At 71.4% G+C, this 12,611-nt stretch carries 11 protein-coding genes; 3 read left to right on the forward strand and 8 right to left on the reverse strand.

The features are described from left to right. The first annotated feature begins 47 nt into the window (after positions 1–47). Positions 48–1,382, forward strand: coding sequence for a 4-aminobutyrate--2-oxoglutarate transaminase (gene gabT, locus ACIQOU_RS13710; RefSeq protein WP_401536822.1), 1,335 nt, complete (start codon positions 48–50; stop codon positions 1,380–1,382). Positions 1,383–1,578: 196 nt separating this feature from the next. Next, positions 1,579–2,382 (forward strand): phosphatase PAP2 family protein, encoded by an 804-nt coding sequence (locus ACIQOU_RS13715; RefSeq protein WP_401536824.1) that lies wholly within the window; start codon positions 1,579–1,581, stop codon positions 2,380–2,382. Here the strand turns inward: ACIQOU_RS13715 and ACIQOU_RS13720 are convergent. The 7 genes from ACIQOU_RS13720 to ACIQOU_RS13750 form a co-directional block, all read right to left on the reverse strand. Then, positions 2,379–2,834: a hypothetical protein gene (locus ACIQOU_RS13720; protein WP_401536825.1), complete on the reverse strand. Its 456-nt coding sequence runs from the start codon at positions 2,832–2,834 to the stop codon at positions 2,379–2,381. The two genes, ACIQOU_RS13715 and ACIQOU_RS13720, sit on opposite strands and share 4 nt — an antisense overlap. A gap of 111 nt (positions 2,835–2,945) precedes the next feature. Beyond that, positions 2,946–4,364, reverse strand: a complete 1,419-nt coding sequence (locus ACIQOU_RS13725) for an NAD(P)/FAD-dependent oxidoreductase (protein WP_401536826.1) — start codon at positions 4,362–4,364, stop codon at positions 2,946–2,948. 48 nt (positions 4,365–4,412) lie between these two features. Beyond that, a complete protein-coding gene (locus ACIQOU_RS13730) occupies positions 4,413–5,213 on the reverse strand; it encodes an ABC transporter permease (RefSeq protein WP_401536827.1) in 801 nt (266 codons plus the stop codon). After that, positions 5,214–6,140 carry an ABC transporter permease gene (locus ACIQOU_RS13735; RefSeq protein WP_401536828.1) on the reverse strand — a complete coding sequence of 309 codons (927 nt, stop codon included), beginning with the start codon at positions 6,138–6,140 and terminating at the stop codon, positions 5,214–5,216. After that, positions 6,140–7,300, reverse strand: a complete 1,161-nt coding sequence (locus ACIQOU_RS13740) for an ABC transporter ATP-binding protein (RefSeq protein WP_401536830.1) — start codon at positions 7,298–7,300, stop codon at positions 6,140–6,142. The genes ACIQOU_RS13735 and ACIQOU_RS13740 overlap by 1 nt, the downstream gene beginning before the upstream one ends. After that, positions 7,297–8,544, reverse strand: a complete 1,248-nt coding sequence (locus ACIQOU_RS13745; RefSeq protein ID WP_401536831.1) for a spermidine/putrescine ABC transporter substrate-binding protein — start codon at positions 8,542–8,544, stop codon at positions 7,297–7,299. Before ACIQOU_RS13745 ends, ACIQOU_RS13740 begins: the two co-directional genes overlap by 4 nt. 55 nt (positions 8,545–8,599) lie before the next feature. Beyond that, positions 8,600–10,135, reverse strand: a complete 1,536-nt coding sequence (locus tag ACIQOU_RS13750; protein WP_401536832.1) for a gamma-aminobutyraldehyde dehydrogenase — start codon at positions 10,133–10,135, stop codon at positions 8,600–8,602. Between the two features lie 211 nt (positions 10,136–10,346). Between ACIQOU_RS13750 and ACIQOU_RS13755 the strand changes: the two genes are divergently transcribed. Then, entirely contained in the window at positions 10,347–10,961 is a 615-nt protein-coding gene (locus tag ACIQOU_RS13755; protein WP_401536833.1) for an NADAR family protein, read from the forward strand. A 433-nt stretch (positions 10,962–11,394) separates the two neighbouring features. On the opposite strand, the gene ACIQOU_RS13760 is transcribed toward ACIQOU_RS13755, so the two are convergent. After that, complete coding sequence (locus tag ACIQOU_RS13760; RefSeq protein ID WP_401536835.1) at positions 11,395–12,549, reverse strand: hypothetical protein; 1,155 nt, start codon at positions 12,547–12,549, stop codon at positions 11,395–11,397. Positions 12,550–12,611: the final 62 nt, after the last annotated feature.

Consider the following 12,611-nt stretch of genomic DNA (forward strand, 5'->3'; position numbering starts at 1 on the left):
AGCACCGCCAGGAACCGTCCGGCACGCACGATCACCAGGGAGCCCCCATGACCGCACTTCCGCAGGAGCGCCGCGTCGTCACCGCCATCCCCGGCCCGAAGTCGCAGGAGTTGCAGGCCCGCCGGCTGGCCGCGGTCGCGCAGGGCGTCGGCTCGGTGCTGCCCGTGTTCGCCGCCCGCGCCGGTGGCGGGATCATCGAGGACGTCGACGGCAACCGCCTCATCGACTTCGGTTCCGGCATCGCCGTGACCAGCGTCGGCGCCGCCGCCGAGGCCGTCGTGCGCAAGGCGTCGGCGCAGCTCGCCGACTTCACCCACACCTGTTTCATGGTCACCCCCTACGAGGGCTATGTGGCGGTCGCCGAGGCCCTCGCCGAGCTGACCCCGGGCGACCACGCCAAGAAGTCCGCGCTGTTCAACTCGGGTGCCGAGGCCGTCGAGAACGCCGTCAAGGTCGCCCGCGCCTACACCAGGCGGCAGGCGGTCGTCGTCTTCGACCACGGCTACCACGGCCGGACCAACCTGACGATGGCGCTGACCGCGAAGAACATGCCGTACAAGAACGGCTTCGGTCCGTTCGCGCCCGAGGTGTACCGGGTGCCGCTGGCCTACGGCTACCGCTGGCCGACCGGTGCCGAGCACGCGGGCCCGGAGGCCGCCGCGCAGGCCATCGACCAGATCAGCAAGCAGGTCGGCGCCGACAACGTGGCCGCCATCATCATCGAGCCGGTGCTCGGCGAGGGCGGCTTCATCGAGCCGGCCAAGGGCTTCCTGCCCGCCATCAGCGCGTTCGCGAAGGCCAACGGCATCGTGTTCGTCGCGGACGAGATCCAGTCCGGGTTCTGCCGCACCGGCCAGTGGTTCGCGTGCGAGGACGAGGGCATCGTCCCGGACCTGATCACGACGGCGAAGGGCATCGCGGGCGGGCTGCCGCTGGCCGCCGTCACCGGGCGCGCCGAGATCATGGACGCGGCGCACGCCGGTGGCCTCGGCGGCACCTACGGCGGCAACCCGGTGGCCTGCGCGGGTGCGCTGGGCGCCATCGAGACGATGAAGGAGCTGGACCTCAACGCGAGGGCCCGGCACATCGAGGCGGTCATGAAGGGCCGGCTCACCGCGATGGCGGAGAAGTTCGACGTCATCGGCGATGTCCGGGGCCGGGGCGCGATGATCGCCATCGAACTGGTCACGGACCGCGCGACCAAGGAGCCGGACGCGGCGACCACGGCCGCCCTGGCGAAGGCCTGCCACCAGGCGGGCCTGCTGGTCCTGACCTGTGGCACCTACGGCAACGTGCTGCGGTTCCTGCCCCCGCTGGTGATCGGCGACGACCTCCTGAACGAGGGGCTCGACCTCCTCGAAGAGGCCCTCGCCCGCCTCTGAGCAACCCGCTCACCACCGGAAACGCACAGGTCGTCGCCTCATCCGCCCCACCCGTCACAGATCGTCGATCACCAGCGGCAGAGCGTGTGAAGAAGGTGTGGGAGGAGGATGGGGGGTCGGGATTCCGGCTGTCGCGGGCCTCTCGGCTGCCGTAGGTTCTACCCAGATGAGAGATACACCCCGTCCACAAGGGATTGTGGGCGACAACAGGTTGGGGCCTCCCCAGCTCCAGCCTGGTCGTGCCCTCGCGCACACCCCCGGAGTCTCCGGCTCCGGTTCTCCTCACCGATCGGACAGTCGCCCATCCCAAACCCCCCGGGGTGGGCGTCGTTCCGGTCAGGTCGGCCGCCTCGGACACACCCCCCCTGTTCCGAGGCGGCCGGCTTCCTCCCTCCTTCTCGGGCTCCCCGCTCTCCTTCTCGCGCTGATCACCTGGCAGGTCGTGGCCGACGGCCCGCTGCTGCGCCTGGACGAGCGGGTCAGCGCAGCCCTGGTCCATCCGGACCGCATCTCCGAACTCCTCGCCGACCTGGGCAACATCCAGGTCGGCGTTCCCGTGCTCGCCCTCGCCCTGATCCACGTCGCCTGGCGCGGCCGGGCCGCAGGCACCGGCCGCTGGTGGCTACCGCCGCTCGCCGGCGCCGTCACGATGGCGCTGGTCCCGGCGCTCGTCGTCCCCCTCAAGGACTGGACCGCCCGCCCGGGAACCCCCGCGGTTCCCCCGGGCGTCGGCTACTTCCCGTCCGGCCATACGGCGACGGCGGCGATCGCGTACGGCACGGCGACCCTGCTCCTCCTCCCCTGGCTGCGCACCCCCACCGCCCGGCGGGCGCTGGTCTGCGGCTGCGCGGCCCTGATCCTCGCCGTCTCCTACGGCCTGGTCCGGCGCGGCTACCACTGGCCGCTCGACGTGGTCGCCAGCTGGTGTCTGAGCACGATGCTGCTGACCCTGCTGACGCTCACGCTCGGCCGGTTCGGCCGCGACCGGTCGGCCACCTAGGGCTTCTCCTCCTCGGCGGCGAGCCCGGCCGCCGCCTCGTGCAGGGCCAGTTCGAGCAGGGCGGGATCGGTGAGGGTGCCCGAGCCGTCCGGCGGGACCAGCCAGCGCACCCCTCCGGTGGCCCGGCCCGGATACGGAACGACGATCCAGGTGCCCGCCCCGGCCGCGCGGATGCCGGTGCCGAGCCAGCGCGCGGCGGTGCCCGGCGGCACGAAGAACCCCATCCGCGCGTCCCCGAAGTCGACCAGTACCGGGCCGGGTCGGTCGATGACCCGGGTGAGCACGTCGAGCGTCGGATAGCCGAGCGTGGCCGGCAGGATCAGCACGTCCCAGGCCTTCCCGGCGGGCAGCAGCGCCACCCCGAGCGGATTGCGTTCCCACTCCCACCGGCACGCGTCGGGTTCCGGTGCCACCGAGACCAGCCATTCGACGGCCGTCTTCGCCCCAGCCATGAGGAGACCTCCCTTTTCTCGTCGACGCGGTGCGCGTCACGAGTAAGAGGGAGGTCACCCGGCCCGCATTACGCGGGTTACGGCACCCCGTGCGGGTGAACCGGATCACACTCAGCTGTCGAAGCCGAGCCCCATCCGGTCCATCGCCCTGAGCCACAGATTGCGCCGCCCGCCGTGCGCGTCCGCGCGGGCCAGCGACCACTTGGTGAGCGCGATCCCGGTCCAGGCGAACGGCTCCGGCGGGAACGGCAACGGCTTCCTGCGGACCATCGCCAGCCGGGTGCGCTCGGTGTCCGCGCCGTCCAGCAGGTCCAGCATCACGTCGGCACCGAACCGGGTGGCGCCCACCCCGAGCCCGGTGAACCCGGCCGCGTAGGCCACCTTCCCGTGGTGGGCGGTGCCGAAGAACGCCGAGAAGCGCGAGCAGGTGTCGATGGCGCCGCCCCACGCGTGCGTGAAGCGGACGCCCTCCAGCTGCGGGAAGCAGGTGAAGAAGTGCCCGGCGAGCTTGGCGTAGGTCTCCGGGCGATCGTCGTACTCGGCCCGCACCCGGCCCCCGTAGGGGTAGATGGCGTCGTAGCCGCCCCACAGGACGCGGTTGTCGGCGGAGAGCCGGAAGTAGTGGAACTGGTTCGCCGAGTCGCCGAGCCCCTGCCGCCCCCGCCAGCCGACGGAGTCCAGCTGGGCGTCGGTGAGCGGCTCCGTCATCAGGGCGTAGTCGTAGACCGGGACGGTGTAGGCGCGCACCCGTCTCACCAGGTTCGGGAAGATGTTCGTGCCGAGCGCGACCGTGCGGGCCCGCACCGACCCGTAGGGGGTGCGGACGGCGATACCGGCGCCGTGCGGCTTGAGGGCGGTGGCGGGGCTGTGCTCGTAGACGCGGACGCCGAGCCGCACGCAGGCCTCCTTCAGCCCCCAGACCAGTTTGGCGGGGTTGAGCATGGCGACGCCCCGCCGGTCCCACAGCCCGGCCTGGAACGTCGGTGAGTCGACCTGGGCGCGGACCGCGTCGGCGTCCAGGAAGTCGACGCCGTCGGCGAGGCCGGCCCGTTCCATCTCCTCGTACCAGTCGCGCAGTTCACGGGCCTGGTAGGGCGCGGTCGCCACGTCGATCTCGCCGGTGCGCTCGAAGTCGCAGTCCAGGGAGTGCCGGGCGACGGCGGCCTCGATGGCGTCGAGGTTGTGGGCGCCCAGTTCCTGGAGGCGGTGGATCTCCTCGGGCCAGCGGGCCAGGCCGTTGGGCAGGCCGTGGGTGAGGGAGGCGGCGCAGAAGCCGCCGTTGCGGCCGGAGGCGGCCCAGCCGACCTCGCGGCCCTCCAGCAGGACGACGTCCCGGGCGGGGTCGCGTTCCTTGGCGATCAGCGCGGTCCACAGGCCGCTGTAGCCGCCGCCGACGACCAGCAGGTCGCAGCTCTCGGGGCCGGTGAGCGCGGGCGCGGGGCGCGGGCGGCCGGGGTCGTCGAGCCAGTACGGGATCGGCTGCGCGTCGGAAAGGGACGCGGTCCAACGGGTCATGGCGCTCGGGGCCATGATTGTCAACTCCCTACAGGGTTTCTCCGGTCGTTCCGGCTTTTCCGGTCACGCCTTCTGCTTGCCGCGCCGGTTGGTGATGACCATGGCGGTCAGCACGAACAGTACGGCGACCAGGAACATGGCCGTTCCGATGACATTGATCTGGACGGGTGTGCCGCGCTGTGCCGAACCCCAGACGAACATGGGGAACGTGACGGTGGAGCCCGCGTTGAAATTGGTGATGATGAAATCGTCGAAGGAGAGCGCGAACGACAGCAGCGCGCCCGCGGCGATTCCCGGGGCCGCGATGGGCAGGGTGACGCGCAGGAACGTCTGCGCGGGACCGGCGTAGAGATCCTGGGCGGCCTGTTCCAGACGCGGGTCCATGGACATCACGCGGGCCTTCACGGCGACGACGACGAAGCTCAGGCAGAACATGATGTGGGCGATCAGGATGGTCCAGAAGCCCAGCTGGGCGCCCATGTTGAGGAACAGGGTGAGCAGCGAGGCGGCCATCACCACCTCGGGCATCGCCATCGGCAGGAAGATCAGCGAGTTGACGGCGGGGCGGGCCCGGAAGCGGTAGCGGACCAGCGCGAAGGCGATCATCGTGCCGAGGACGGTGGCGCCGACCGTCGCCCAGAACGCGATCTGGAGACTGAGCGAGAGCGAGCCGCACATGTCGGCGACCCCGCACGGGTCTTTCCACGCGTCCAGGGAGAACTGCTGCCAGGCGTAATTGAAGCGCCCCTTCGGTTTGTTGAAGGAGAACACCGTGACGACGACATTGGGCAGCAGCAGATATCCGAGGGTGAGCAGTCCCGCGATAACGACGAGATGCCGTTTGAACCAGGTGACGAAAGCCATTTAGACCAGGTCCTCCGTCCCCGACTTACGGATGTAGAAGGTGACCATGAAAAGGATCGCGGCCATCAGAAGGAAGGAAAGCGCGGCCGCCGTCGGATAGTCCAGAATCCGCAGGAACTGTGTCTGGATGACGTTTCCGATCATGCGGGTGTCGGTGGAGCCGAGGAGTTCGGCGTTGACGTAGTCGCCGGCCGCCGGGATGAAGGTGAGCAGCGTCCCGGAGACCACGCCGGGCATCGACAGCGGGAACGTCACCTTGCGGAACGTCGTGAAGGGGCGCGCGTACAGATCACCGGCCGCCTCGTGGAGCCGCCCGTCGATGCGTTCGAGGGAGGTGTACAGCGGCAGGATCATGAACGGCAGGAAGTTGTAGGTCAGTCCGCACACCACCGCGAGCGGCGTCGCCAGGACCCGGTCACCGGCCGTCCAGCCGAGCCAGTTGGTGACGTCGAGGACGTGCAGGGTGTGCAGGGCGCCGACCACCGGGCCGCTGTCCGCGAGGATCGTCTTCCAGGCGAGGGTGCGGATCAGGAAGCTGGTGAAGAACGGCGCGATCACCAGGATCATGATGAGGTTGCGCCAGCGGCCCGCGCGGAAGGCGATCAGGTAGGCCAGCGGGTAGCCGAGCAGCAGGCACAGGATGGTCGCGGCGGCGGCGTACAGCACCGAGCGCACGAACTGCGGCCAGTACTCGGACAGCGCGTCCCAGTAGGTGACGACATGCCAGGTGACCTTGTAGCCGTCCTCCAGGGAGCCCGTCTGGATGGAGGTGGAGGCCTGGTAGATCATCGGCAGCGCGAAGAACACGACCAGCCAGAGCATGCCGGGCAGCAGCAGCCAGTACGGCGTCAGCCGGCCGCGCCTGCGGGGCGGCTTGGCCTGCGGGGGGTCGGGCGCCAGGGGCGGCGCCTCGGTGGTGGTGGCCATCAGGGGGTCTCCTCCACGAGGTCGACGCCCGCGTCGATGTCCTGCGCCGCGTCGAGCCCGAAGGTGTGCGCCGGGTCCCAGTGCAGGACGACCTCGGCGCCGGGCACCAGGCGCGGGTCCCGGTCGATGTTCTGCGCGTACACCTCGAAGCCGGGGCAGACCGGGCTGTCGATGACGTACTGGGTGGAGACGCCGATGAACGACGAGTCGGCGATGGTGCCGGTGACGCGGTTGCGGCCCTCGGGGATCGTGCCCGACTCGTCGGCGTGGGTGAGGGTGATCTTCTCCGGGCGCACCCCGACCAGCACGGTGCCGCCGGTCGACGTCGGTGACGGACAGCGCCGGGAGGGCAGCACGAGTGTGCCGCCGCCCGCCGTCAGGACCAGGTCGCCGCCGCTCAGGCCGTCGACCTCGGCGGCGATGAGGTTGGAGGTGCCGAGGAAGTTGGCGACGAAGGTGGTGTTCGGGTTCTCGTACAGGTCGGCCGGGGAGCCGAGCTGTTCGACGCGGCCCGCGTTCATCACGGCGACCGTGTCGGCCATCGTCATGGCCTCCTCCTGGTCGTGCGTGACGTGCACGAAGGTGATGCCGACCTCGGTCTGGATGCGCTTCAGCTCCAGCTGCATCTGGCGGCGCAGTTTGAGGTCGAGGGCGCCGAGGGGTTCGTCGAGGAGCAGCACCTTGGGGTGGTTGATCAGCGCGCGGGCGACGGCGACCCGCTGTTGCTGGCCGCCGGAGAGCTGGTGGGGCTTCTTGCGGGCCTGCTCGCCGAGCTGCACCAGCTCCAGCATGTCGTCGACCTGCTTCTTCACCGACTTGATGCCGCGTCGCCGCAGCCCGAAGGCGACGTTCTCGAAGATGTCGAGGTGCGGGAAGAGGGCGTAGGACTGGAAGACGGTGTTCACCGGCCGCTTGTACGGCGGCAGGTGGGTGACGTCCTGGTCGCCGAGGTGGACGGCGCCGCCGGTGGGTTCCTCCAGGCCGGCGATCATCCGCAGGGTGGTGGTCTTGCCGCAGCCGGACGCGCCGAGCAGGGCGAAGAACGAGCCCTGCGGGACGGTCAGGTCGAGCGGGTGCACGGCGGTGAACGCGCCGTAGGTCTTGCTGATGCCGGTGAGGCGGACGTCGCCGCTGCCGCTGTCTGTGGTCTTCATCGTCATGCCCCTGTGAGCTTCGCGAACTTCTCTTCGTAGGCCGTCTCTTCCTTCTGCGTCAGCGAGCGGAAGGCGTGGGACTTCGCGGCCATGGCCTTGTCGGGGATGATCAGCGGGTTGGCCGCCGCCCCCTTGTCGATCCGGGCGAGGTAGGGCTTGACGCCGTCGACCGGGGTCACGTAGTTGATGTAGGCGGCGAGTTCGGCGGCCGGCTGGGGCTCGTAGTAGAAGTCGATGAGCCGTTCGGCGTTCGTCTTGTGCCGTGCCTTGTTCGGTATCAGCAGGTTGTCGGTGGACGTGAGATAGCCGCTGTCGGGGATGACGAAGTCGACGTCCGGGTTGTCCGCCTTGAGCTGGACGACGTCCCCGGCCCACGCGACACAGGCGGCGAGGTCGCCCTTGGCGAGGTCGGCGGTGTAGTCGTTGCCGGTGAAACGGCGGATCTGGCCCTGGTCGACGGCCTTCTGGAGGCGGGCGATCGCCGCGTCGAAGTCGTCGTCGGTGAACCGCGCGGGGTCCTTGCCCAGGTCGAGCAGGGTCATGCCGACGCTGTCGCGCATCTCGGAGAGGAAGCCGACCCTCCCTTTGAGCTGGGGCTTGTCGAGGAGGTCGGAGATGGAGGTGACCTCGACGCCGTCGAGCGCCTTCTTGTTGTAGGCGATGACGGTGGAGATGCCCTGCCAGACGTAGGAGTAGGCGCGTCCGGGGTCCCAGTCGGGCTCGCGGAACTGCGCGGACAGGTTGGCGTAGGCGTGCGGGAGGTGGGAGGCGTCGAGCTTCTGGACCCAGCCGAGGCGGATCAGGCGGGCGGCGAGCCAGTCGGTGAGGACGATGAGGTCGCGGCCGGTGGACTGGCCGGCTGCGAGCTGCGGCTTGATCTTGCCGAAGAACTCGTTGTTGTCGTTGATGTCCTCGGTGTAGTCGACCGTGATGCCGGTCCGTCTGCGGAACGCGTCCAGCGTCGGGTGGTGCTTGCCGCTGTCGTCGACGTCGATGTACTCGGTCCAGTTGGAGAAGGCGACCGTCTTCTCGGTGGCCGAGTGGTCCTCGGCCGAGGTGCCGCCCCGCGCCTTGCCCGCCGGTGGGATGCCGCAGCCGGTCAGCGCGCCGAGGCCGCCGACCGCGAGGGCGCCGCCCGTGGAGGCGCGCAGCAGCGAGCGGCGGGTGAGGGCGGCCCTGCCGTTGCGGACACTGCGCCGGACCGCGGCCAGCTGGGCCGGGGAGAGGCGGTCGGGCTCGTACTGCTTCATGCGCTGGATGCCCTTTCCGGAGTTCGGGCCGGCCGAAGGCGGCGGCCGGTGGTCGCTAGCGGTCCCCGAAGACGGTGCGGTGCCAGTCCTTCGCGGCCACCGCCGTGTTGTCGAACATCACATGCTTCACCTGCGTGTACTCCTCGAACGAGTACGCCGACATGTCCTTGCCGTAGCCGGACGCGCGGTGCCCGCCGTGCGGCATCTCGCTGATGATCGGGATGTGGTCGTTGACCCACACACAGCCCGCCTTGATCTCACGGGTGGCGCGGCCCGCCCGGTAGACGTCGCGGGTCCAGGCGGAGGCCGCGAGTCCGTAGGGGGTGTCGTTGGCGAGGGCGATCCCCTCGTCGTCGCTGTCGAAGGGGAGCACCACGAGGACGGGCCCGAAGATCTCGGACTGGACGACCTCGCTGTCCTGCGCCGCGTCGGCGATCAGGGTGGGGAGATAGTACGCGCCGTTCGTGAGAGCGCCACCAGGAGCTGTGCCGCCGGTCAGCACGCGCGCGTAGGCACGCGCCCGCTCGACGAAACCCGCCACCCGGTCGCGCTGGGCGTGCGAGATGAGGGGCCCGAGGTCGGTGCCGGCGGCGACCGGATCACCGACCCTGACCTGCGCCATCAGGGCGGCGGTCCGTTCGAGGAACGCCTCGTAGTGCGGGCGTTGCACATACGCGCGCGTGGCGGCCGTGCAGTCCTGCCCGGTGTTGATGAGGGACCCGGCGACCGCGCCGTGCACGGCGGCGTCGAGGTCGGCGTCGTCGAAGACCAGGAAGGGCGCCTTGCCGCCGAGTTCCAGGTGGAGGCGCTTGACGGTGGCGGTGGCGATCTCGGCGACGCGCTTGCCGACGGCGGTGGAGCCGGTGAACGACGTCATGGCCACGTCCGGGTGGCCGACGAGGTGCTCGCCCGCCTCCTTGCCGGTGCCGGTGACGATGTTGACGACCCCGTCGGGGATGCCGGCGTCCGTGACGGCCTGCGCGAACATCAGCGAGGTGAGCGGGGTCAGCTCGGCGGGCTTCAGCACGATGGTGTTGCCCGCCGCGATCGCCGGGAGGATCTTCCAGGCGGCCATCTGGAGCGGGTAGTTCCAGGGGGCGATGGAGCCGACGACGCCGATCGGCTCGCGCCGGACGTAGGAGGTGTGGTCGCCGGAGTACTCCCCGGCCGACTGGCCCTGGAGGTGGCGGGCGGCCCCGGCGAAGAACGCCGCGTTGTCGATGGTCCCCGGCACGTCGAACTCGCGGGTCAGTTTCAGCGGCTTGCCGCACTGGAGGGACTCGGCGCGGGCGAAGTCCTCGGCGCGGTCGGCGAGCACTCCGGCCAGCCGGTGCAGCGCGTCCGAGCGCTCCCCCGGGGTGGCTCCGGCCCAGCCCGGGAACGCGGCCCGGGCGGCGGCGACGGCCGCGTCCACGTCGGCGGCTCCGGCCAGCTCGTAGGTGAGGACGTCCGCGCCCGTCGCCGGGTCCACGACCGTGTGCGTACGGCCGGAGGTGCCCTTCGTCAGGCGGCCGCCGAGGTACTGGGCGCCGTCGGCGAAACGGTCCTGCGCGGGGAATCGGTCCGGGGTGGCGTTGCCCGGCTTGTGCATGTCGCTCTCCTCCGCCGTCACCCCGGCTGAGCCGAGGCCGGACGGCGTAGCTCCAGCTCGATTTGACTGCCGATCCTGACAGAGCAAGTGGCAGTCAACAAGTGATTCCGTTGTTGCCTTTTGGTTACGCGACGGAATCTGTCGACCAGGTGTCGAGCGGGTTCGGAAAAGGGGGGACGGATTGTCAGTGGTGGCTGGGAGAGTGGCGTGCATGGACACAGGCACGGGGATGAGCGCGTCGAGCACGTCAAGCGCGTCGAGCGGGATCATTCGCTCGCAGGAGGCGCTGATCGCGGCGGTGCGGGCGGGCGCCCGGATCAAGTACCTGCACTTCTGGGGCCACAGCCCCCGCGCCGACGGCCGGATCGGGCCGAGCTGTCTGAGCCAGTGGTGGCCGTCGCCGTTCACCGTGTCCGGCGTGGAGTACGCCACCGCCGAGCACTGGATGATGGCCGCCAAGGCCCGTCTCTTCGCCGACCCGGAGGCCGAACGCCGGGTTCTGGCGGCGGCGCATCCTGCCGAGGCGAAGAAGGCGGGGCGGCTGGTCCGGGGCTTCGACGACGCGGTCTGGGCGCGGGAGCGGTACGGGATCGTCGTCGAGGGCAACGTCCATAAGTTCGCGGCCGACGAGGAGGTGCGGGCGTTCCTCGTGAACACCGGGGAGCGGGTTCTGGTCGAGGCGAGCCCCGTCGACCGGGTGTGGGGGATCGGCCTCGCGGCGGATGACGCGGCGGCGCGGGAGCCGGAGCGGTGGCGCGGCCCGAACCTCCTGGGCTTCGCCCTGATGGAGGCCCGGGCACGGCTTCGGGAGGGGGCGGCGAGGTAGGGGGTGCGGGGGTGTTTTTCGGGTGCGGCGCGGTGTGGTTTTCGGGTGCGGCGGCGTGGGGGCTGGGCGCGCAGTTCCCCGCGCCCCTTCTCGGCATTGGCGGGCCGTGGGCTGGGGGCTCGGCCCGCTGAGTGCACGCCCTGCGGGGCGGGCGGGATGCGGGAGTCGGTGTGGTTTTCGGGTGCGGCGCCGTTGGGGCTGGGCGCGCAGTTCCTCGCGCCCCTTCTCGGCGTTGGTGGGCCGTGGGCTGGGGGCTCGGCCCCGCTGAGTGGGCCCCCTGCGGGGGGGGCGGGATGCGGGAGTCGGTGTGGTTTTCGGGTGCGGCGCCGTTGGGGCTGGGCGCGCAGTTCCTCGCGCCCCTTTACGGGGTTGGTGGGCTGGGGGCCCGGGAGGTCGTTGGCCGGGGCTGGCTGGGCCTAGCCGCGGCCGGGGTTCAGAACCTCGCGAAGGTCACCAGGGCGATCATGCCCACGCCGAGCAGGATGCCCAGTCCTCCGCAGATCATCCCGGTCAGGGCCGCGCCGGGGTTGGTCGCCTCGCCCCGGGACGCCTTGCCCCGGCCGAGGCCGCCGAGGACCAGGGCGAGCACGCCGAGGACGATCGCGACCGGCCAGAGGCAGAAGCCGACGGCCGAGATGATGCCCAGCACCATGGCTGCGGTCCCCATGCCGTTGTTGGGTGGCGGGGTCATCCCGCCGTTCCAGACCGGGTACCCGGCGTGCGGCGGAGCGCCGTGGGCGGGGCCGGAGGGGTAGCCGTACCCGACCGGCGGCGCGGGGTAGCCGTAGGGAGCCTGACCGGGACCGCCCGGCGCGATCGGGGGCGGCGGCACGGGCTCACCGCCGGTGAGCGGAGGCGCGTAGGGCAGACCGGCGGTGGGAGGGGTGAACGGGGTCTGGCCGTAAGGGGGTTGGACCGGCGGGGCGTAAGCCTGGGGAGCGGTGCCGTCGGCCGGCGGGGCGAAGGGATGCGCGGCGCTCTGGTCGGCCCGGGTCGGATCGGGAGCCGCGTAGGGACCGGCCCACGGCTGCGAGCCGGGGGGCGTGGAGCCGGGAGCCGTCGGCGCGGGCACACCGGGCATCGAGGTGACCGTCTGCTGGTCGTGAACGGAGGGTGCGCCGGGGGCGGGGGGCGTTGCGGGGGCGCCGGGTTGGGCGGGGGCGCTGGAGTGGGCGGGGCTGCCGGGGCCACCAGGGTGGGCGGGGCTGCCCGGGTGGGCGGGGCTGCCCGGGTGGGCCGGGGCGCCGGGTTGGGCAGGGCTGCCCGGGTGGGCGGAGTCACCCGCGTGGCCCTGAACGCCGGGCGGCTGGTGTGCCGTCGGCGGTGCGTTCAGCGACGTCGGGGCGTCGCCCGGGGTCGGGGTGGCCGTTGCGGCGCCGGGGTTGGTGTGATCCGGGTCGGGGCGGGATTGGCTGAGGGAGGCCCACGGGTCCGGGGTCGGGGAGGTGCCGCCGGGTGGGCGGGCGGTGTCGTCGGCCTTGGCCAGGGGCACTCGGGGTGCCTCCTCCGACGGCGTCGGTCCGCCCGGTGTCGGTATGTGTGCGGCGCCGTTCTCCGGCGCGGCCGGCGCCTGCGCGTCGTCGGACATGCGTGGAGTCCCCCTCAGTCGAACGTCCCGTCATGCTACGGCCCGGGCCAGCCTCCGGCCGA

The sequence above is a fragment of the Streptomyces sp. NPDC091279 genome, assembly GCF_044757465.1.
In the GTDB taxonomy this organism is placed as follows: domain Bacteria; phylum Actinomycetota; class Actinomycetes; order Streptomycetales; family Streptomycetaceae; genus Streptomyces.